The following is a 22,252-nucleotide window of genomic DNA, read 5'->3' as shown; positions in this document are numbered from 1 at the left end:
AAATTTATGTTCGTAAATTGCGGAATCAAACAAAAATAGGGTATGGCAATTATCATAACAGACGAATGCATTAACTGTGGGGCTTGTGAACCAGAATGTCCAAACACAGCTATTTATGAAGGTGGTGTAGAATGGACTTGGGCCGGAGGTACTGCTTTAACAGAAATTGAACTAGAAGATGGTTCATCAATGGATGCTAAAACACCCGTGGAACCTGTTTCAGAAGAATTCTATTATATCGTTCCTGATAAATGCACAGAATGTACTGGTTTCCACGAGGAGCCACAATGTGCTGCGGTTTGTCCAGTTGATTGCTGCGTACCAGATCCTGATCACGAAGAAGATAACGAGACTTTATTAGCTAAGAAGGCGTGGTTGCATGCTGAATAATTAAAAGCTTCGCTTTTAATTTAGATTATAGAGAATAGAGCATAAAGTATAAATAAGGATGGGGCTTCGGCCCCATTTTTTATGTCCATACATTTCAGGAGACCATCGCCGCAGGCGATTCCAACTTTATTCTTTGTGCTTTGTGCTTTATTCTTTCATTTCAAGAAGCCATCGCCGCAGGCGATTCCAACTTTATTCTTTGTGCTTTGTGCTTTATTCTTTAAAAAAGACAATCGACTCCCAACTAGCGACTCTTGACTAATATTATATTTTTCCAAGAAGCAAATATGCGTGTTCAATTTTTACCCTATTATATTTCCATTTTTGCAAAATCATCAAAAATAGGTTTAATTTTTAACCACTTTTATCTACTTTTTTGCAAAAAGCCGAAAAATAGGTTAAAATTTTGTTGCAAATATTTGGAAAGTACAATTTAAGGCTTCATCTTTGAATCGTAATCAAGCATTTTTTACTTTTAAACAACAGCCCACATGAAAAAATCGATCCTAACAGCCATTTTTGCCGCAACAGCATTTTGTGGATTTTCCCAAGAAAAAGAAGCGGAAGCTCCGAAGTTCACTTTTTCAGGTTACATTGATTCATACTATATGATGAATTTCAATAGCCCGACTAACAGAAGTAACTTAGGTGCATCTGGATACGAAAGAGCTTTCGACCAGAAGTCAAGTCAATTCTCTTTAGGACTTGTTCAAACGAAATTTGGATACGCTACTAAATCTGCCGATGTAGTGGTGGATTTAACATTCGGACCTAATGCAGACCTTGGACAATATGGTAACGTAGTGGGACCATTAGGCGTAGGAAAAGCAACAACAGCTTTGGCCATCAAACAAGCCTATTTTAACTGGAAAGCAAGCGATAAATTAACCCTGACGGCAGGACAATTTGGAACACACATCGGATACGAAGTAATCGACGCACCGATCAACTACAACTATTCACTTTCTAACCTCTTCAATAATGGACCGTTCTATCATATTGGTGCTAAAGCGAATTACGCATTCTCTGACAAATTTTCTGCCATGGTTGGATTGGTCAACAATGTGGATAATTTAAATGACAACAACGCCTCTAAAGGTTTTATCTACCAAGTATTCACTTCGCCAGCAGCAGGTTGGAACTTATATGTAAATGGTATTAGCTCAAACGAATCAGCTCCATTATCTTCAGGAAAAGATGATTCAGGTAGCTACAACTTGTTAGACTTAACAACATCTTACCAAATCACACCTAAATACCTATTAGGAGTTAACGCAGCTTATGGATCACAAACGGGTGATTTCCAAGGTGGCGGAAACGTAGGCGACAGCAAAACATGGGGTGGAGTTGCCCTTTACTCTAACTATGCTTTCTCTGATAAATTTAGCTTAGGTGGTCGTTACGAAGTTTTCGATAACACAGCTGGTGCGCGCGCTTTACGTGCAGCTGATGGATCAGGAACTGATGTTAGCTCTTTGACATTAACAGCTACATTCACAGCCGCTGAAGGGCATTTATTAATCAAACCAGAATTACGTACTGACTCTTACAAAACAGCTCAATTCGTAGATGGCGATGGTAAAGATCAAAAATCTCAAACAACTTTAGGCTTGCACTTCATCTATAAGTTTTAATTATATCCACCCTTAACATTTAAAAACATGACGACACAAAAACCAACCTGGATCCCGTTATTAGTTTTATTAGCGGTAGCCGTCCTTGCATTGTTCACAACTTCTGTTCCTGGTGCTATGCCTACAGAAGGATTAGACACAGGTGATACTGCCTGGATGATTGTAGCCTCTGGCTTAGTTTTATTAATGACACCTGGATTAGCTTATTTCTACGGTGGAATGGTCAATCACAAAAACGTGATCTCAACGATGTTACAATCGTTCATCGCCATGGGAGTTATCTCGGTGATTTGGATTGTTTTCGGCTTCTCTTTAGCATTCGGTGACTCGTTAGGTGGCTGGATCGGTGACCCTAGAACATTCTTCATGTTCAATGGCGTATTTGATCACAAATTATCTTTAGGATCAGCTGATCAATTGAAATTCACTATTCCTTTCGCATTATTCGCATTTTTCCAAATGAAGTTTGCCGTTATCACTCCAGCGTTAATCTCTGGTGCGTTAGCTGAGCGTATTAATTTCCGTGCTTTTGTTCTATTCATGGTTCTTTTCTGTATCGTGGTTTATGCTCCATTAGCACACTGGACATGGCACCCAGATGGTTTCTTATTCAACTTAGGCGTATTGGATTTTGCAGGTGGAACGGTTGTTCACATGTCTGCAGGTTGGGCTGCATTAGCTGGTGCTTTATACTTACGTCGTCGTAAGTCTCACATCGAGTCTAATATCTTACCTCCAGCTAACATTCCTTACGTATTATTAGGAACAGGTTTATTATGGTTCGGATGGTTTGGTTTCAATGCAGGTTCTGCCGTAGGAGCAAACGGATTAGCCGTAACAGCTTTCGCAACCACTCACGTAGCGGCTGCAGCAGCAGGTTTATCTTGGATTCTATTTGATGTAACTCGTGGCAAGAAAGTTTCTGCCTTAGGTTTCTGTATCGGTGCGGTGGTAGGTTTAGTAGCTATTACACCAGCATCTGGTTTTGTAACAGTTCCTGTTGCGATCTTCATCGGTGTTGTTGCTGCAATCGTATCTAACATTGCTGCACACTGGAGAGCATCTTCTAACTTAGATGATACGTTAGATGTATTCCCTTGCCATGGTTTAGGTGGCATGGTAGGTATGTTGATGACAGGTATTTTCGCTACCACTGCTGTAAATGCTGCGGTTGTAGAGCAAGGTTTATTCTACGGAGAAACTGCCTTATTCTTAAAACACTTATTAGCCTTAGCAATCGTTTCTGCTTTTGCATTTGGCGCTTCTTATATCCTTTTAGTGATCACGGACAAAATTATTCCATTACGTGTGAACGAGGAAGAAGAAAGATTAGGTTTGGATATCTCACAACACGATGAGTCGTTAGCTGAGTAATTCAACAACAGCAAAGCCGCAAGTAATGGTTCTTGTGGTTTTGTTTCAATCAAAAAGTCGGAGGCCTATGGTTTCCGACTTTTTTGTTTTGCGCCGTCGGCGCAAAACAAAAAAACAGATAATAGATAAGAGAGTATAGAGAGGAGATAAGAGAGAATAGATTATAGATAAGAGATGAAAAAAGGGCAAATGCCCTATATCTATACTCTCTACTCTATACTCTATAATCTATACTCTCTACTCTAAAACTACCCCCAACATTTCACCCGCCTCATTCAGCGACTTATAACGAACTTGCTGAACGGTATTGATTTGCAATGGATCAAAAGGCACGACTACGCGAACGTAGTTTTCAGAAAAACCTTCCATCGTACCAGGTGTAGCCGATTCCTCGAACAAAACTTGACCTTTTAAACCGGATTGGGATTCATAAAAAGCACGACGCTTTTTATCCGATAAGATATGTAACATCTTCGAACGCTCCGCTTTTTGCATACCATCCACTTTAGGCTTGATATCTACCGCATAGGTATTAGGACGCTCAGAATAGGGAAATACGTGTAAATAGGAGATATCTAAACCATTCAGAAACTCATAGGTCTCTAAAAATAATTCAGGGGTTTCTCCTGGATGACCCACAATCACATCTACACCGATACACGCATTGGGCATTACTTCTTTAATAGAAGTAACACGATCCACGTATAATTCTCGCTGATAGCGACGCTTCATTAGACGCAAAACAGAATTCGATCCTGATTGCAAGGGAATATGAAAGTGAGGAACAAACTTAGTAGATGAACCTAGAAAAGCTATCATCTCCGAAGTCAATAAATTAGGCTCTATGGATGAAATACGGAAACGCTGAATGGATGACTTCTCTTCAATTGCTTGAACAAGCTGAAAAAAGGTTTCTACACGCTTTCCGTTTTGAATGCCAAAATCACCAATATTAACACCTGTAAGGACAATTTCCTTGACACCTTTGGCAGCAATCTCTTCAATTATTCCCAACACTTTCTCTATCGTATCCGAACGGGACTGGCCACGAGCCAAAGGAATCGTACAATAAGAACAAGGATAATCGCAACCATCCTGCACCTTCAAGAAAGTACGCGTGCGATCATTCACAGAATAGGACGCATGGTAATCGAGATCGTAGCGGATCTCTGAGGCAATTAACTTAGGTAAATCCGCAGATTCACGATTCAAATAGGGGGGAAGCAAGGTAGGCAATTGAAACTTCTCATTCGCCCCTAACACTAAATCCACACCTGGAATAGCCGAAATTTCTTCTGGTTTCAATTGGGCATAACAGCCAATAATCACAACAGTCGAATTCGAATTAACTTTCTTCGCTTCTCTTACTACTTTTTTACACTTCTTATCTGCCTGTTCCGTAACGCTACAGGTATTGATGACAAACAAATCGGGTTGATCCTGAAACTCTGCGCGCACAAAACCCATCGACTCGAGAGATCGAGCGATGGAGCTGGATTCGGCAAAATTTAATTTGCAACCAAGAGTGTAAAAAGCGACTTTTTTCATACCTGAAATCAGGATGCAAAGGTAAAACAAAAATGGCGGGAAAACCCGCCATCTTGTCTATAAAAGTATATAAATGCTTAATAAATGTATTATACTTTAGCAGTCTTAACCGTCTTGATAATACGAGCAGCCACTTTGTATGGATCTGCCGCTGAGTTCGGACGACGGTCTTCTAACCAACCTTTCCATCCTTTTTCTACTGCTGCGATAGGGATACGAATCGATGCACCACGATCCGAGATTCCATAAGAGAAATCGTGGATAGAAGCTGTCTCGTGCTTACCTGTTAAACGCATGTGGTTGTCAGCACCATACACCTCGATGTGTTCTTTCACAAATGGAGCGAAAGATTGACAAATTTTATCGTATGCTTCTTTATTTCCTGCTGTACGTAATACGGTGTTAGAGAAGTTAGCGTGCATTCCTGAACCGTTCCAATCTAATTCACCTAGAGGCTTGCAGTGCCAGTTGATCGAAACACCATACTTCTCACCTAAACGCTCTAAAATATAACGACCTAACCAGATTTCATCACCTGCTTGCTTAGCACCTTTAGCGAACATTTGGAATTCCCATTGTCCAGCTGCTACCTCAGCATTAATACCTTCAATATTTAAACCTGCGTCGATACACAAGTCCATATGCTCTTCAATAATCTCACGACCATACGCGTTGCTTGCGCCTACTGAACAGTAGTAAGGTCCTTGAGGTGCTGGATACCCATTTGCTGGGAAACCTAAAGGCTTGTTTGTTTCTGGATCCCAAAGGAAATACTCTTGCTCAAAACCAAACCAGAAATCGTTATCATCGTCATCAATCGTAGCACGACCATTTGACTCATGCGGAGTTCCGTCTGCGTTTAATACTTCACACATTACTAAATAACCATCACGGCGTGCTGGATCTGGGCAAACATACACTGGCTTCAATAAACAGTCAGAAGAACCGCCTTCCGCTTGTTGAGTAGAAGAACCATCGAAAGACCACATATCTAGGTCTTCTAATTTGCCGCTAAAATTGTTCTCAATTTTAGTCTTAGAACGTAAACTTTGTGTTGGCTTGTAGCCATCCAACCAAATGTACTCTAATTTTGATTTAGCCATGATTTTTAAACTTGATTTTGAAACAAAAATACTTTTTTAGGAATTCGTATAGCAAAAATATACCACTTTTTAGGAAAAACAATAGTTTAAGCCAAAAAATCCTACAAAAACAATCGACGATTTCGCAAAAACTCAAAAAATCCAAATTAAAAACGGAAAATTCAATCCTACTTTTCATTTTTTGGCATTTTTTATCCCATCACAATTCGCTATTTTTACCTAAGAATTAAAATCTTCATATGGCAATCACTAGATTTAAGGCACTTGAGTTAGCTCAATCCCGCACAGGAACTCCAGTAAAGCTTCCTACAGAAAAAGTTTCGGACTATTATGGTAGCATGACCTTCAGCGATGAGGTGATGCGTTCCCTATTATCACCAGAAGCTTATTTAAAGATAAATACCGCTATCCAAACGGGTTCTAAGATCGATCGAGATGCGGCAGATGAAGTAGCTGCAGCGATGAAATCTTGGGCTATTTCAAAAGGAGCCACTCACTATACACACTGGTTTCAACCTTTAACAGGTACCACCGCAGAGAAACACGACTCCTTCTTTGACATTGATTTAAGCAATGGAAAAGCAGTAGAGAAATTCAAAGGCTCAGCCTTAGTACAACAAGAACCAGATGCTTCTTCTTTCCCTAATGGTGGAATCCGTTCTACTTTTGAAGCACGCGGGTATACGGGTTGGGATCCATCTTCGCCAGCCTTTATTATGGAGAATGCGGCTGGAACGGCCACTTTGTGTATTCCATCTGTCTTTGTTTCGTACACAGGGGAAGCTTTGGACTACAAAACACCTTTATTAAAATCCATTGAATTAGTGGATAAAGCGGCTACCGCTGTTATTAAAGAATTTTTTAACCGCGATGTCAGCAAGGTCATCCCAACACTAGGAGCTGAGCAAGAATATTTCGTGGTAGACGAAGCCTTATTTAATGCACGTCCAGATCTTGTGATGGCAGGACGTACGGTTTTCGGCCATGCACCAGCGAAAGGACAGCAATTAGAAGATCATTATTTTGGATCTATTCCAAACCGCGTGAATGCCTTCATGGTAGACTTCGAAATCGAGGCACTTAAATTAGGTATGCCCGTGAGAACGCGTCACAATGAGGTAGCTCCAGCTCAATTTGAGGTAGCGCCTACCTTTGAGGAAGCGAACTTAGCCTGTGACCACAATGCCTTATTGATGGATTTAATGTCCAAAGTGGCCTCTAAACATAAATTCAAAGTCCTATTCCACGAAAAACCTTTTGCAGGTATTAATGGATCAGGAAAACATAACAACTGGGCATTAGCAACAGATACAGGTATTAATTTATTAGCACCGTCATCGAAGCCTAAAGAGAACTTACGCTTCTTGACATTCTTCGTTAATACGTTGAAAGCGGTACATGATCGCGCTGATTTATTGCGTGCATCAATCGCGTCAGCAGGAAATGAACACCGTCTAGGTGCCAATGAAGCGCCTCCAGCCATCGTTTCTGCTTTCTTAGGGAGTACGATGAGCCAAGTTTTGGACGATATGGAAAACATGGATGGCCTGGATGAAATTCAATTAGAAAAAGGGGACAATGTCTACCTTAAATTAGGTATCAATAAGATTCCTTCCTTGATCTTAGATAATACGGATCGAAATAGAACGTCTCCATTTGCCTTTACAGGAAACAAATTCGAATTCCGTGCGGTAGGATCCTCTGCAAACTCTGCAGCACCGATGACCGTATTAAATACGATTGTAGCTGACCAACTGATCAAATTCCGCAAAGAGGTGGAAGAGGTTTTAGAGAAAGGCGTAAAGAAAGAATTAGCCATCATGGAGGTGCTAAAGCGCTACGTGAAAGAGTCTAAAAACATCCGTTTCGAAGGTAATGGCTATTCGGACGAATGGGTAGAAGAAGCGGCTCGACGTGGATTGTCTAATTTAAAGACAACGCCAGAGGCTTTAGCCGTATATGCTCGTCCAGAATCGATTGAATTATTCACGAAACACGGTATTTACTCGAAAGAGGAGATGCATGCACGTCATGAGATCGAGTTAGAAAACTACGTAAAGAAAATTCAAATTGAATCTCGCGTGATCGGTGATATGGCCATTAACCATATTGTTTCGACTTCTTTGAAGTATCAAACGCAATTAGTAGAGAATGTGAAAGGCCAAAAAGAAATAGGCATCGATCCTCAATACTATGCGCCTACGATCGAAATGATCAAAAAAATCTCAGAATACACGTCCTCCATCGTTCGTCTACAAAATGGCATGACAGAGGCGCGTAAGGAGGCGAATAACATCGAAGATTTAGAGGAAAGAGCTGTATTGTACAGCACAAAGGTGAAAGGCTATTTCGAAGAGATTCGCTACAGCGTCGATAAATTAGAACTAATTATCGATGATGATGAGTGGCCATTACCGAAATACCGTGAATTATTGTTAATCAAATAAACCCAGATGTCAACTAACACAAACCCAGGCTTTGACCCAGCAGAAATTGCAGCCTTAAAAAAGCAATGTGAAGCAGAGAAACGTTCTTTTGTCTATATTTTAGACGAAGACCTGCCATCTGGAAACGAGCGAGAAATGGTTCACATCCAATTTGTGGGTCAATTCGAGAAACAAGAGGTCATTTATGATGCGATTGTTTGTACCCTGCAACTACACTACTCCAGCTTATTATACGAAGCAGCTGAAAGAGAAATCATTCAGCAATATCCATTGTATGTTCCTTTAGAGAACCGCGATGAAAATTACGAGCCTAATGAGGAATTAGACGAGGAGGTAGAAATGTTAATCCTAGAGGTGATTGAAGATCTAGAGGAAAACGAAGAAATTAAAGTAGCGGAATACATCGAGATCGATCCAGAATTCGAATATGGGGTTAGTATTGAAACTGCCTTATACGTCCCTGCTTTAGATGACGAAATGTTGTCTCAATTCGTACAAGACTTTAATGGTAACACCCTAAGCCTTGATCCATCACTTTATACCTTTAACTCAGACGATGAGGACGAGGATGAAGACGAATAACACATGAGTATAGCCGTATTTTACGCTCCTAATGCAAAGGATTCCTCTTTATTATCTGAAGAGGAATCCTTTCATGCTATACGGGTATTGCGGTTAAGAGTAGGAGAGACGATTCATCTGTTAGATGGTCGTGGCTCTAAATTTAGTACGTCCATTTCTTCGATTGAAGGTAAAAAAGTAGCATACGGCCCCTTAGAAGTGATCGAATCTGAACCGGCACCAGCTTACACGATTCATCTATATGTCGCTCCCACGAAACAAATGGAACGAATGGAATGGATGGTGGAGAAATGCGGGGAATTTGGAATACATGGGATCCACTTCTTTGCCTCTAAGAATTCGGAAAGGAAAGAGATCAAACTCCAGCGTTTGGAGAAGACAGCGATTTCGGCTTTGAAGCAATCAAAGAACTTGTATTTGCCTGAAATTACGGGCTTACATACGTTTAAGGAAATTGCTGCGAAGGAGGGAGGAGAAAAATTATTTGCCTTTATTTCGAATCCGCCGGTTACTGTATTAATGAAAACAGCCGCAAAAAATAAAGAATACCACGTAATCGTAGGCCCAGAGGGAGACTTTACCCCAGAAGAATCTGATGTATTGTCCAAAAATAATTGGAAACCTTTTAGTCTTGGAAAGTCCATTTTGCGTACGGAGACGTCTGGAATAGCGGTTTGTCACGGTTTACACCTCTTAAATTCTGACTAAAATCAGTTATAAAACGCGAATGCAGGTTAAAAGAGAAACATTTGCTTCGTAACTTTGTTAAATCATTATAATCTCAATTCTATTATGCAATTAGTACTCCCGGCTTTCTTCATACATTGGTATGTTTCCTTATTTAGCCAAACTTTTTTCCTACACCGTTACTCCGCTCACAAGATGTTTTTGATGAGCAAGTTTTGGGAAAAATTCTTCTATTTCTTGACTTACTTATCGCAAGGTTCATCCTTTTTAAGTCCTCGTGCTTACGCGATTTTACACAGAATGCACCATGCATTTTCTGATACAAAAAAAGATCCACACTCTCCGATGTTCTCAAGCAACGTATTTACGATGATGTGGAAGACGAAAAACATCTATAATGCCGTTTTAAACAGAGATCAAAAGGTGGAAGAACGTTTTGAGCACGATTACCCTGTCTCTAAAACGATTGAAAAAATTGGGGATTCATGGATTTCTCGTTTAGGCTGGGGAGTAGCTTATGCCTCTTTATACATCGTTGGATTTGTTTATTTCGATATGCACTGGGCCTTTTTCTTCTTATTACCAGTTCACTTTTTGATGGGACCGGTACACGGAGCTATCGTAAACTGGTCAGGACATAAATATGGCTACCAAAACTATGACAACCACGATCACTCGAAGAACTCGTTAATCTTTGACGTAGTGATGATGGGCGAGTTGTTCCAAAACAACCACCACAAACTACCAAACCGTGTTAACTTCGCTACGAAATGGTTTGAATTTGATCCGACTTATCCGATGATTAAATTACTAACGCTATTAAGAATCATCCGACCGAATGTAAAACCGGCAGATGCTAAATTCTAATACTTATATTCTTTAAATGAAAAGAGCCTCAATTGAGGCTCTTTTTTTATATATCTGAATCTAAACTAAACTTCTCCAAGTAATCTGACACCCGCTTCACGAATCCTCCACCTAGCGAACCATCCACCACTCGGTGGTCATAGGAATGGGATATGAACATCTTTTGACGGATGGCAATGACATCTTCGCCTTTGTCGTTTGTAATGACGGCAGGTTTCTTTTCTATCACCCCAAAGGCTAAAATACCTACTTGAGGCTGCACAATAATAGGTGTACCCATTAAATTGCCAAATCCGCCAATATTAGAAATCGTAAATGTTCCACCTTCTAAATCAGCAGGTTTCAATTTATTTGCTCTAGCTCTAGCTGACAAATCGTTTACCTTTTGCGTCAATTCAGCCAAGGTCATTTTATCCACCTCATGAATAACGGGCACAATTAAATTACCATTAGGCAAGGCAACAGCCATCCCGATGTTTATTTGAGCGTGTTGGACGATGTAATTTCCCTCTACGGAAATAAGCATACCTGGAAAATCTTTCAAGGCGTCCGCAGTGGCTTTAAATAGGAGTGGAGTGAAAGTTAATGCTTCCTTGTATTTGTCTTGAAAATCTTGCTTCACCTTAGCACGCCAATTCACCATATTGGTCACGTCAGCTTCTAAGAAAGAGGTAACGTGGGGTGCTATGCGTTTAGAATCCAACATACGCTCAGAAATCATCTTCCGCATGCGATCCATTTCGATCACTTCGTCACCGGGTAGACGCATTCCAGCTCCTTGACTCAAGGTTCCGGATGAAATCATGCGCTTCGAATTTCGAACCGCAATATAATTCAACACATCTTTCTTAGTGATACGACCATCTAGCCCAGAACCAGGGAGTTGGTTTAATTCTCTTTGGGATACATTCTCCGACTGACAAATCTGCTTAATCAACGGGGAAATCCAGGGATTGGTCGATTTCTCTGAACTTAATTCGGTAGGTGCAAGACTCAAATCGATTAACGCAGACATGTTTTCATCCAATGAAAAAGAATCAGACGTATTCGCACTACCACTTTCCACCGCATCTATCACACAAATCGCCTTTCCTATAGTCGCGACAGAACCCACAGGCACTAAAATCTTCTGTAAATAACCTGCCACGGGCGATGGAACTTCCGTATCAATCTTATCAGTGGCCACTTCTAGAATGAAATCATCCGCTTCCACATAATCTCCCGGCTGTTTTAACCAATTTAAAACAGTTGCCTCCATGATGCTTTCACCCATTTTGGGCATGATAACCTCTATAATAGCCATAGAATTAGCTTAAATCGTTTAATAAATATTTACGTAGCAAATTTACGCACGCTAAAGAGCTTAGGTAAATGTTTTGCATGCGGGTTCCTCCTAACGTTAACTTTCGGGTAATAACGCCTGTTGGATGTGCCAAAGCAACCCAAACTGTCCCTACCGGTTTTTCCTCAGTCCCACCGTCTGGTCCAGCAATGCCTGAAGTGGCTAAAGCGTAGGTAGTTCCGAGTCTTTTTTGAACACCCTGCGCCATCGCTTGAATACACGCTTCTGACACTGCACCATCAGAAGCTAATATCTCCGATGAAACACCCAATTGATCTATTTTAACTTGGTTCGCATAGGAAAGAATTCCTCCCACGAAATAGGCGGAACTTCCTGGATTCTGAGTAAACTGATGAGCTAAATGTCCTCCAGTGCAACTTTCAGCTACAGACAAAGTGGCTTTTTGATTGATTAATAATCGTCCTACTACCTCAGCCAGCTCATCCTTTTCATATCCAAAAATATACGATTGGATTAATGGATTCACCTTTTGCAACTCCACTTCAACCTCCTCTTGCAAACGGCTTAAATCATCCCCCACAGCCGTTAAACGCAACTTAACGATCCCCATGGAGGGTAAATAGGCCAATTTGATATGTTCTGGTAATTGCAATTCCCAGCTCTCTATCAATTCCGACAAATAAGATTCACCTATTCCAACAGTCTTTATGACCTTATGGTAGATAACGGGCATATGGAAATGTTTAACTAAACGAGGAAGCACTTCCTGCTCCATGATATTTTTCATCTCATAAGGAACACCAGGCATAGAAACCCAGATGACACCTTTCTCATTAAACCACATGCCGGGTGCCGTACCTTGGCTATTGCGTACAAATTCAGCTTTAGTTGGCAAAAGAGCCTGATCCCGATTAATCGCTGATAATTCCCGACCACGTTTGGCAAAGAATTCAGTAACGTCTTGTAAGGCTTCTGAATGCATAGCTAACTCACAGCCAAAATACTCCGCAAGGATCTTTTTCGTCAAATCATCCTTAGTAGGACCTAGGCCTCCCGTGATGAAGACAACATCCGCACGTTGTGCGGCTTCTGTAAGAATCTGAAGTATTTCTGATTTTTGATCACCTACGGATGATTTCCGTACGGTTTTGATCCCTAATTTATCCAATTCAAGACTGATCCACTGCGTATTGGTATCCAGGATTTGCCCGTATAATATCTCATCTCCAATGGTAATAATTTCAGCCTTAACCATTAATTTTCCTTAATTTATACGAAAATACGATTAATTTTACATCCATGAAACATTCTGAAATCAATTTTAAAATACAATTAGACGACCAAAATATCCCAGAGCAAATCTCTTGGTCAGCAACTGATAATCCGAACGAGGGCATCGAAGAAACGAAAGCCATTTTAGTCGCGACTTGGGATCCTTATCACAAAGGGACGTTGACTTTACCGCTTTGGACAAAAGATATGGAAGTGTTAGACATGAAACGTTTCTTCATCGAAATCGTAGGAACCGTAGCAGATGCATCCTTACAAGCCACAGGCGATAATTTCTTCGCTCAAGAATTAGAGGCCACCTGTCGCACGCTATCATCGCATTTACAGAAAGAAATCGTAGCGTTAGAAAAAGGCGCAAAATAAGTATGAAAAAAATACTCCTATTCCTGATATTACCCTTTTTAGGATTCTCACAAGGCATCCAATTCAGTTTGGCTTCCTCTTTACAAGAAGCTAGAGCAGAGGCTATCAAGCAAAAAAAATTGCTTTTCATGGAGATTTATGCCCCAGATTGCCACATTTGCAATTCCTTTAAAGGCGTATTTACCCAGCCAGCAGTAGGAGCGGTCTACAACAAGAACTTTGTCAATTTTCAATTAGATATTCGCAATCCAGCGAATCAAATGGCCCTAAAGCAGGCAGGAATCATTGTAAATGCGACGCCCACGTTTGTTTTCTTTGAACCTAAGACGATGAAAATTGTTCAGGCGAGGATATTTGGAGAAAAGGAGAATTCAGTCGGAATGGTTAACGGCATTGGAACGAAAGCGGCTAATCCGGCTGAGCAAGCAGCTCAATTCCCTAAGCGTTTGGCAGCAGGAGAGAAGAACCCTGGTATGTTGTTGAATTACGCTGAGTTTGCACGAATCACCGGTGATACGCTAGCAAATATCAAGGCCATGAATGCCTACATCGCTTTAATAAAGCCGGCGCAATACAGTTCGCAATCTACTTTCAATTTAATGCAAGTAGCCTTAATGAGCCACAATAATCGCTTATTTGATTATTTCATTCGCAATTTGAATTACTATAATTCCATATTTGACCCATCAGTGGTGCGCATGATTTATGAGAATATCTTCCAAATTACCTTAACCAGCTCACGAGCTACTCAGTTAGGCGATGCGGGTATTTCAAAATTGAAAGTTCAGATGGCTAAAACTGGACTAGATCGTTCGAGTATCGTTCGAAGAACATGGATGGTAGAGTCTGATATGCTTTTCAAGCAACGAAAAGCTTCGCAAGCAATGAAGGTAATCGATGAACTAATTAATTCAATGCCAGGCGCTTTAGGACCTAAAGAGAATCAATTCTTGTGTGATTATGTCAAAGGCAAAACAAAGGACGCCGCTGCTTTGAAAAAAGCAAAGTCTAACTGGTGCCTTTACGGAACGAAATAATTAGCGAATAAACGCTCGATAGGTCATTACGATCAAACAAACGATAAACATCAAGATCGAAATCTTGTTAATCGTATGCATTGCGCGGATATTAAAGTTTGCAGGAGCGCCTGGCTTGGGTTTTTGGAAGACACGAATGAAATACGTGAAAACTTCACCCACTTTGAATTGTTCTCTTAATCTGCTCATAGTCTAGTCGTTTACAGAAGGCTCACGCCAATCTCCATTTTCTTTTATTAATGTGATTAACTCATCCACCGCAGAAACGGCTGGAACTGATTTTTTCACTACTTCTTGCCCTTTGTAAAGCGCAATTTTATCTTTTCCTATTCCTACATAGCCATAATCTGCATCTGCCATTTCTCCCGGACCATTCACGATGCAACCCATAATCCCAATCTTGATGCCTTTTAGGTGATCCGTTTTTTGGCGAATCATTGCTGTCGTTTCTTGCAAGTCAAATAAGGTGCGACCACAAGACGGACAAGAAATGTATTCTGTTTTAGAAATACGCATTCTACTCGCTTGTAGCGTTCCAAAATTCGTCGAATTACACAAGGCTTCTTTATTCTTCGAATGCTTCATACTCAAGAGTAATCCATCCCCTAAACCATCAATAAACAAGGCACCACCATCCGTGGGAGCGAACAATTGGAATTGATCATCAGAAACAGAGGTATAGTTTAAATGAATAATGACTGGATTCGTAATGCCCTTTTCGATCAAATGAAAGAAAGCACGGCGAATTGCCGACATTTGATGCGCATTTGTAGAATGAAGAACAATAACTGTCTTTTCATCAAAAGAATCAGCGCCTGCCACTAAGTCTGCAGCGTCTAGGGAAACGAAATTTAACGTTGTATGCTTTTGAGCGGCAGTTTGATAGGCTACATAGTCAAATAAAGGATAGACATAGTCAGAAGGAGTCCAAACCGAAGCATCCTGAATTTGACGTAAGCCATTAGGTAACATAAAATCAAGTGACTGCTGGCCTGTATAAATAAAATCCGCTCCTAAATCATTCATCGCCCATTTATCTGGCTCTGGCAAATAGAAGTGACCTATCGATTTTAAATCTGCAATCGTAATAGTTGACTTAGTTGAGAAATCAGCGATTACACGAGGCACTTGGTGTCCACCCATCGAAAAAATTTCTGAAGTCTTTCTTCGCGAATGCGCAAAAGGATGAATAGGGGAGTCAAAAGTTACAGAATCCCCAGAAAATAGGGATATAGGATCCTGAGACGCTGCGCGAGTATCATACCGACGGACTAAATCTTGTGCTACGGGAATTTCAAATTCCGGATCTTCTGTCAATGAAACACGAATCGTATCACCTAATCCATCCTCTAATAAAGTGCCAATCCCTACAGCCGATTTAATACGACCATCTTCACCATCACCGGCTTCTGTTACCCCTAAGTGCATTGGATAGGCCTTAAATCCGCCATCCTTTAATTTTTTACTCAATAAACGGTAGGCTTCCACCATCACCTGTGTATTCGATGATTTCATCGAAAGCACGATATTGAAATAGTTTTCATCCTCACAAATACGTAAGAACTCTAAAGCCGATTCCACCATACCGTGTGGTGTATCACCATAGCGACTTAAAATACGATCTGAAAGCGAACCATGGTTCGTTCCAATACGCATCGCAGTGCCATATTCTTTACAGATTTTGACTAATGGAAGGAATTTATCCCGAATACGGTCTAGTTCTGATGCATAGGAAGCATCGGTATAATCAATCGTCTCAAAGCGCTTTTTATCCGCGTAATTACCTGGATTGATACGCACCTTTTCCACTATTCTAGCAGCCAATTCAGCTGCGTTAGGGGTAAAGTGAATATCAGCCACTAAAGGTGTGGTGTAACCGCGTTCCCGAAGGCCTTTGCGAATATTCTCGAGATTTTGAGCCTCTTTTACAGATGGAGCAGTAATGCGAACTAATTCACAGCCCGCATCGATCATTCGAATGGATTGCTCAATGGATCCTAAAGTATCCATCGTATCCACCGTCGTCATGGATTGAATCCGAATCGGAAAATCTGATCCTAAATAAAGATCACCTATTTGCACTGGGATAGTCATGCGTCTTTCATACGCATACAGCGATGAAGCGTACTGATTTCCATCAGCAATAAGAGGATCCGTCAAATTCAAAGTGTTAGACATAGTAGAAACAAAATGCAAAAATAGGCAATTCTACTTCCAAGAACTCTTTTTATGACCAATTGTTGCGTAATAATAGATAAAAATATAACAAGGGATTAAAATAAGATAAGCGCTTTGCGTATTCCCGATTTTGTCCGCTATTTTACCATATAACAAAGGCATTAACGCGCCACCAGAAATCATCATAATGATAAAGGCACTACCGATTTTGGTAAACTTCCCTAATCCATTAATCGCCAAAGGCCATAAAGCAGGCCACATCAAGGCATTCGCTAATCCCAAGAGCGCTAAACACAAGACCGAGTTAAATCCGGTAAAAGTAATCGCCCCAATGGAAAACACTACACCCAAAATAGCCGAATAGTTTAGAGCTTTTTGTTGACTTAAGTATTTAGGAATAAAGAAGATACCTATGACATACCCCGCTAACATTCCATACAAAGTATAGGTGGTAAAGCTTTTGGCAACATCCTGACTAAATCCTTGAGAAACTCCGTAATTAATAATCGTATCACCAGCAATCACTTCAACACCTACATACAAAAAGAATGCTACCAAGCCTAAAACAAGGCTCGGGTAAGCCCATACGCTTGCCTTTGCATTTCCGGCTTCCTCCACGGTTTCCTCCGCTTCTACTTCAGGTAAAGAGGAAAACCACACCCAAACCGCTAATACCACTAAAACAGCAGTCATAATTCCGTAAGGCATAATCACGATGGCTAATTTCTCAGATCCACCCACAGCACTAGAAAGAAACAATCCCCCGAAAATAAACTGGCTCAAAATACCCGCCACCTTATTGCAAATCCCCATCACGGAGATTCTTTGTGCTGCTGATTCCGCAGGTCCTAGGATCGTTACATACGGATTAGAAGCCGTTTGTAAGAGCGCTAAACCCGTACCGATCACGAAAAGACCAAATAAAAACATGGGATAATTGGCCATTTGAGCGGCAGGAATAAATAAGAGAGTACCCACAGCCATGGCTAATAAACCCATTGACATCCCTTTTTTAAAGCCTGTTTTTGCTAAAACCCAAGAAGATGGAATCGCCATCACGAAATAAGAGATGAAGAAGGCGAAGGTAACTAGGAGTGAGTCGAAGTTATTTAATTGAAAGGCATCCTTAAAAAAGGCAATTAAAACCGAATTCACCCAGGTCACAAAACCGAAGACAAAGAAGAGAATACCGATTATTAATAGAGGTCCGTTAACGTTTTTTGATTGGTTCATAGGTTTAGTATTGATCGTTTAAAGCAAAAATGGGTTGATTTTTTTTCCATTTACCGCGTGTAAAATCAGGTATTGGGATAGGAGCGGAGCCCTTCTTAATTGATTCTTCAGAAAGTGGCGCAATAGCAGACCAAGCCGCCGCATCATATACGTCGATTGGTGGAGCTACTTTCGCCTTAATTGCCTCGATAAAGGCTCTTAACACAAAATAATCGATCCCTCCGTGGCCTGCATTCTCCGCATCCGCTGCGTGTGCTTTCCATAAGGGGTGATCGTATTTCTCTAAATAGGGCTTGGCTTCTTCCCAGCGATGCGCTTTGGGCGAAACACCTTCGATATAGATCGATTTATTATCTTCCATCCATAAACCTTTCGTTCCTTGAACTCGGAAGCCTAAGGAATAGGGACGTGGGGAATTCGTATCATGTGTAATGAGAATGGTTTCCCCATTGACACATTTGATCATCGTTTGGACGATATCACCGCATTTGAAATCCACTTTCGCATTTGGATGATCCGCGCCTCCTTTTTCTACAATGTAATTATGTAGTCCCAAAGCAGGAGTAGCCATCGCCGTTAGATAAGCAAACTGATTTCCTCTATTGATATTTAACATCTCCGCCACCGGTCCTAAACCGTGTGTTGGATACAAATCTCCATTGCGATCGACAGAATGTTGGGTACGCCATTTGGCCTCAGAAAAACCTTTCTCCCCAAACTCCACACCGCCACCATAGGCCTGTTTTCCATCATTAAATTTCACTTCACGCAAATCGTGTTGGTAGCCACACTGTACGTGATTAAGGGTTCCAAACATCCCTTGGCGAACCATATTCAAAGTCGCGAGTACATCCCGACGATAACATACGTTCTCTAAAATCATACAATGAGAACCCGTTTTCTCGTACATATTCACGAGATCCCACGATTCTTTCAAGGTAACCGTCGCAGATACTTCTACGCCCGCATATTTGCCTTGCTTCATCACTTCTAAGGCCATCGGTACATGCCATTCCCAGGGAGTCGCAATCACCACGCCATCGATATCAGTGCGCTTCGCTAAATTTTCAAAATCTTTTTCTGTCTTGCCATAGACCGCAGGAGCGGGGCGTCCTTTATCAGAAACCATCTTTAAAGCGATATCAATAGCTTTAGGGTCAATATCACAAATGGCTACCACCTCGACATCTGGTCGATACATCGCCATTTCGAGGTGATTTTGGCCTCTTAATCCCACGCCAATAAAACCTAAACGCACTTTTGTTTGTTCTTCTGGTAGCTGTCGTAAGAAAGTGGGGAATAAAGCGGTACCTGAGGTATATACTAAGGAATCAGAGATAAACTTCCTTCTTTTCATTTTGTTAATGATAGGTCTAATATGTGATATAAAGATGAAATTTAAGGAAAATACTTTAAATTTATAAGAATTTAGAAAAAATGACTGAAGCCCCTCGCGTTACCGTATTCCGAAAAGAACATTTCAATGCTGCGCACCGTTTGCATAATCCACTTTGGACAGCAGAGAAAAACAAAGAAATTTTCGGTTTATGTAACAATCCGAACTACCATGGACATAATTATGAAATTATTATTCAGGTAACCGGAACAATTGACCCGGAAACGGGTTATGTAATCGATACGAAGTTTTTATCAGATTTAGCCCAAACAGAAGTTTGCAAAAAATTTGATCACAAGAATTTAAATTTAGACGTAACTGAGTTCGCTAATTTAAATCCTTCCGCTGAAAACATCGTCATGGTGATTTACAATAAACTAAGGGCTAAACTCCCTTCTAAATTAGATTTAAAAATCAGATTGTATGAAACAGAAAGAAATTTCGTTGAATTCCCTGCTAATTGATACCGACCGTTTCTTGTTAACTGACGAGGAAATTGGAGATAATCATGTAGCCACCTCTATCGAAACACCGATGAGGGAGGATGCTTTTGATCTTTCTGATTCTGAGAAAATAGCCATCATTGAATCACATTTCCGTGAAATCATGTTAACCCTAGGTTTAGATTTGACTGATGATTCTTTACGTGGTACTCCTAAGAGAGTAGCTAAAATGTATATAGAGGAAATCTTTAGTGGTTTGAACCCCGCTAATGAACCTAAAATAGCCTTATTTGAGAATAAATATCAGTATAATGAAATGCTGATCGAAAAGAACATTTCGTTCTATTCTAATTGCGAGCATCATTTCGTACCTATTATGGGTAAGACGCACATTGCGTACATTTCTTCAGGACAAGTGATTGGCCTTTCGAAGTTGAATCGTATTGTACAGTTTTATGCCAAAAGACCTCAGGTTCAAGAGCGTCTAACTATGCAAATTGCGAAACATCTTCAAAGAGTCTTGAAAACAGATCACGTAGCAGTATTCATCGATGCAAAACACTTGTGTGTTTCTTCCAGAGGTGTAAAAGATGAGGCTACGTCGACCATTACTTCCTACTATGGAGGTAAATTCCAAGAGGACAATACTAGAAGAGAATTCTTACAATCCATTCAAGCCTAAATCATGGGAAAATACGTTATTGTTGGGGCTAGCCAAGGAATTGGTGAGTCCATTGCTACTGCTTTGCTTGCTGCTGGTCACGAAGTGATTAACTTCTCAAGAAATCCTTCCTCCCTGTCTGGCGTAGTAAACTATACTTGGGATGCGTTAGTAGCGGATGATTCAGCTATTGCTGCCATCACTGGACCTATAGATGGAATCGCCTATTGCCCGGGAAGTATTAACTTGAAACCATTTCACCGCTTGACTTCGGCAGATTTTGAGAAAGAATTTCAGATCAACGTGTTAGGTGCAGTTCGTGTCATTCAAGCACTATTACCTGCATTGAAACAGTCTCAGACCTCATCTATTGTCCTTTTCAGCACCGTGGCCGTTCAAACAGGCATGGGCTTTCACGCTTCGATTGCGAGCGCTAAAGGAGCTATTGAAGGTCTGACTCGTTCCTTAGCAGCGGAATTAGCAGCAAACAAGATTCGTGTGAATGCCATTGCACCCTCCCTAACTCAAACTCCACTAGCAGGAGCACTATTAAATTCTCCAGAGAAAATCGAAGCAGGTGGCAAAAGACATCCACTAGGACGTGTGGGGCAATCAGAAGACGTAGCTAATCTAGCGGCATTCTTATTAAATCCAGCCAATTCATGGATTACGGGACAAATTATCGGGGTAGACGGAGGAATCGGGTCCCTAAGAACAAATTAAGAACGAGCTAATTTTTCGTTAAAATGTTTTTGGTTTAAGGCCAAATTCATTTGATTCCATTCTATTTTCTTCGAAAATGGTACTTTTCTAATCGCACAATCAGCGATCGAGCAATGACTACAACACTCATCTAAACAAGGATCCGCGTGGACGAATATCTCCACGTGGGTAGCTTGTAACGCGCCTAACATTTCCTCAAAGCCGTGAATTTCTTCATGTGTTCTGTGTAAATCCCAATAACGCGGCAATGTCAAGTGGCAATCGATATGCAAATCACCGCCATATTGTTGGACGCGTAGATTATGTAGATCAATCCATTCTTCTTTTTTATTAGCTACCACCCAGTCCGTCACTTTTTGGAATAAGGCTGGGTTTGTTTCATCCATTAAAGCCGCCACTGATTCTCTAATTAAATGCACACCTTGCCAGCACATAAAACCAGCGAATAAAAAGGATGCCACAGAATCAACCCAAAACCAGTGGGTAAAATAAGTAAGCGCCAAAGCAGCAACGACTAAAATTCCATTATAGGCATCTAAACGCAAGTGTTTACCATCTGCGATCAGGGCAGGAGAGTGGGAGGAACGACCTTTTTTAACTAAAAAATAACCCATTAAGCCATTTATGCCGGCAGAAACAAAAGAAACAGCCATACCCACATCTAAGCTCTTCAACTCAGGAGATGAATACAGATGCTGAGACGCATGTAAGAATATGTAGGCAGCAGCTAATAATATGAGCACACCCTCTAATCCAGAGGCAAAAAATTCAATCTTCCCATGACCATACGGATGGTTTAAGTCCTTAGGTAAAGAGGCTAAATAGATCGAATAGTAGGCAAAACAGGCGGCAACTACATTGATAATCGACTCTAACGCATCTGTTAATAAAGTCGTGGAACCACTCGCATAGTAAACCGCAAACTTCGCTGTCATGATAAGTACCGAAACGATAAAAGAAAGAAGGACAAGCCGCTGTTTCATTAAGACAAAG

The 22,252-nt window shown here is 40.8% G+C and carries 21 protein-coding genes; 12 read left to right on the top strand and 9 right to left on the bottom strand.

The window, feature by feature from the left end; genetic code table 11:
• Positions 1-42: 42 nt before the first annotated feature.
• The 3 genes from SKC35_RS03230 to SKC35_RS03220 all read left to right on the top strand — a co-directional run bounded on the left by SKC35_RS03230 (position 43) and on the right by SKC35_RS03220 (position 3,398).
• Positions 43-390: a 4Fe-4S dicluster domain-containing protein gene (locus SKC35_RS03230; protein WP_377978030.1), complete on the top strand. Its 348-nt coding sequence runs from the start codon at positions 43-45 to the stop codon at positions 388-390.
• Between the two features lie 491 nt (positions 391-881).
• Positions 882-2,024 carry an outer membrane beta-barrel protein gene (locus tag SKC35_RS03225; protein ID WP_377978029.1) on the top strand — a complete coding sequence of 381 codons (1,143 nt, stop codon included), beginning with the start codon at positions 882-884 and terminating at the stop codon, positions 2,022-2,024.
• Between the two features lie 27 nt (positions 2,025-2,051).
• Positions 2,052-3,398 carry an ammonium transporter gene (locus SKC35_RS03220; RefSeq protein WP_377978028.1) on the top strand — a complete coding sequence of 449 codons (1,347 nt, stop codon included), beginning with the start codon at positions 2,052-2,054 and terminating at the stop codon, positions 3,396-3,398.
• Between the two features lie 237 nt (positions 3,399-3,635).
• Here SKC35_RS03220 and mtaB read toward each other — a convergent pair whose 3' ends face one another.
• Positions 3,636-4,946 carry a tRNA (N(6)-L-threonylcarbamoyladenosine(37)-C(2))-methylthiotransferase MtaB gene (gene mtaB / locus SKC35_RS03215; RefSeq protein ID WP_377978027.1) on the bottom strand — a complete coding sequence of 437 codons (1,311 nt, stop codon included), beginning with the start codon at positions 4,944-4,946 and terminating at the stop codon, positions 3,636-3,638.
• Between the two features lie 89 nt (positions 4,947-5,035).
• A complete protein-coding gene (locus SKC35_RS03210) occupies positions 5,036-6,049 on the bottom strand; it encodes a glutamine synthetase beta-grasp domain-containing protein (RefSeq protein WP_377978026.1) in 1,014 nt (337 codons plus the stop codon).
• 239 nt (positions 6,050-6,288) lie between these two features.
• On the opposite strand from SKC35_RS03210, the gene SKC35_RS03205 reads away from it, so the two are divergent.
• From SKC35_RS03205 to SKC35_RS03190, 4 genes are all read left to right on the top strand, one after another.
• Positions 6,289-8,496, top strand: coding sequence for a glutamine synthetase III family protein (locus SKC35_RS03205; RefSeq protein WP_377978025.1), 2,208 nt, complete (start codon positions 6,289-6,291; stop codon positions 8,494-8,496).
• A 6-nt stretch (positions 8,497-8,502) separates the two neighbouring features.
• Entirely contained in the window at positions 8,503-9,078 is a 576-nt protein-coding gene (locus SKC35_RS03200; RefSeq protein ID WP_377978024.1) for a hypothetical protein, read from the top strand.
• A 3-nt stretch (positions 9,079-9,081) separates the two neighbouring features.
• Entirely contained in the window at positions 9,082-9,786 is a 705-nt protein-coding gene (locus tag SKC35_RS03195) for an RsmE family RNA methyltransferase (RefSeq protein WP_377978023.1), read from the top strand.
• Positions 9,787-9,870: 84 nt separating this feature from the next.
• Positions 9,871-10,632 carry an acyl-CoA desaturase gene (locus SKC35_RS03190; RefSeq protein WP_377978022.1) on the top strand — a complete coding sequence of 254 codons (762 nt, stop codon included), beginning with the start codon at positions 9,871-9,873 and terminating at the stop codon, positions 10,630-10,632.
• A 46-nt stretch (positions 10,633-10,678) separates the two neighbouring features.
• Here SKC35_RS03190 and SKC35_RS03185 read toward each other — a convergent pair whose 3' ends face one another.
• The gene (locus SKC35_RS03185) at positions 10,679-11,935 is read right to left on the bottom strand and encodes a dihydrolipoamide acetyltransferase family protein (protein ID WP_377978021.1); all 1,257 of its coding nucleotides are present in this window, start codon (positions 11,933-11,935) and stop codon (positions 10,679-10,681) included.
• Positions 11,936-11,939: 4 nt separating this feature from the next.
• Positions 11,940-13,190: a competence/damage-inducible protein A gene (locus tag SKC35_RS03180; RefSeq protein WP_377978020.1), complete on the bottom strand. Its 1,251-nt coding sequence runs from the start codon at positions 13,188-13,190 to the stop codon at positions 11,940-11,942.
• A 44-nt stretch (positions 13,191-13,234) separates the two neighbouring features.
• Here SKC35_RS03180 and gldC point away from each other — a divergent pair, with 44 nt between their 5' ends.
• Positions 13,235-13,588 (top strand): gliding motility protein GldC, encoded by a 354-nt coding sequence (gene gldC / locus SKC35_RS03175; RefSeq protein ID WP_130896605.1) that lies wholly within the window; start codon positions 13,235-13,237, stop codon positions 13,586-13,588.
• 2 nt (positions 13,589-13,590) lie between these two features.
• On the top strand, positions 13,591-14,625 hold the full coding sequence (locus tag SKC35_RS03170) for a thioredoxin family protein (RefSeq protein ID WP_377978019.1): 1,035 nt from the start codon (positions 13,591-13,593) through the stop codon (positions 14,623-14,625).
• On the opposite strand, the gene SKC35_RS03165 is transcribed toward SKC35_RS03170, so the two are convergent.
• From SKC35_RS03165 to SKC35_RS03150, 4 genes are read right to left on the bottom strand one after another with little or no spacing between them, the layout of a single operon-like run.
• Positions 14,626-14,814, bottom strand: a complete 189-nt coding sequence (locus tag SKC35_RS03165; RefSeq protein ID WP_130896603.1) for a DUF6728 family protein — start codon at positions 14,812-14,814, stop codon at positions 14,626-14,628.
• 3 nt (positions 14,815-14,817) lie between these two features.
• Positions 14,818-16,803: a (E)-4-hydroxy-3-methylbut-2-enyl-diphosphate synthase gene (ispG, locus tag SKC35_RS03160; protein WP_377978018.1), complete on the bottom strand. Its 1,986-nt coding sequence runs from the start codon at positions 16,801-16,803 to the stop codon at positions 14,818-14,820.
• A 30-nt stretch (positions 16,804-16,833) separates the two neighbouring features.
• Positions 16,834-18,036: a glucose/galactose MFS transporter gene (gene gluP / locus SKC35_RS03155; RefSeq protein WP_377978017.1), complete on the bottom strand. Its 1,203-nt coding sequence runs from the start codon at positions 18,034-18,036 to the stop codon at positions 16,834-16,836.
• A gap of 4 nt (positions 18,037-18,040) precedes the next feature.
• Positions 18,041-19,393 (bottom strand): Gfo/Idh/MocA family protein, encoded by a 1,353-nt coding sequence (locus SKC35_RS03150; protein ID WP_377978016.1) that lies wholly within the window; start codon positions 19,391-19,393, stop codon positions 18,041-18,043.
• Positions 19,394-19,473: 80 nt separating this feature from the next.
• Between SKC35_RS03150 and SKC35_RS03145 the strand changes: the two genes are divergently transcribed.
• The 3 genes from SKC35_RS03145 to SKC35_RS03135 are packed head-to-tail and all read left to right on the top strand — an operon-like array spanning position 19,474 to position 21,259.
• Positions 19,474-19,896 (top strand): 6-pyruvoyl trahydropterin synthase family protein, encoded by a 423-nt coding sequence (locus tag SKC35_RS03145; protein ID WP_377978015.1) that lies wholly within the window; start codon positions 19,474-19,476, stop codon positions 19,894-19,896.
• Complete coding sequence (gene folE, locus SKC35_RS03140) at positions 19,856-20,557, top strand: GTP cyclohydrolase I FolE (RefSeq protein ID WP_377978014.1); 702 nt, start codon at positions 19,856-19,858, stop codon at positions 20,555-20,557. The genes SKC35_RS03145 and folE overlap by 41 nt, the downstream gene beginning before the upstream one ends.
• A gap of 3 nt (positions 20,558-20,560) precedes the next feature.
• On the top strand, positions 20,561-21,259 hold the full coding sequence (locus SKC35_RS03135) for an SDR family NAD(P)-dependent oxidoreductase (RefSeq protein ID WP_377978013.1): 699 nt from the start codon (positions 20,561-20,563) through the stop codon (positions 21,257-21,259).
• Here the strand turns inward: SKC35_RS03135 and SKC35_RS03130 are convergent.
• Entirely contained in the window at positions 21,256-22,242 is a 987-nt protein-coding gene (locus tag SKC35_RS03130) for a cation diffusion facilitator family transporter (RefSeq protein ID WP_377978012.1), read from the bottom strand. The two genes, SKC35_RS03135 and SKC35_RS03130, sit on opposite strands and share 4 nt — an antisense overlap.
• Positions 22,243-22,252: the final 10 nt, after the last annotated feature.

Source organism: Aquirufa originis (genome assembly GCF_042714495.1).
In the GTDB taxonomy this organism is placed as follows: domain Bacteria; phylum Bacteroidota; class Bacteroidia; order Cytophagales; family Spirosomataceae; genus Aquirufa; species Aquirufa originis.
Note: the sequence above shows the minus strand (reverse complement) of the source record. Positions and strands in the feature narration are given on the sequence as shown.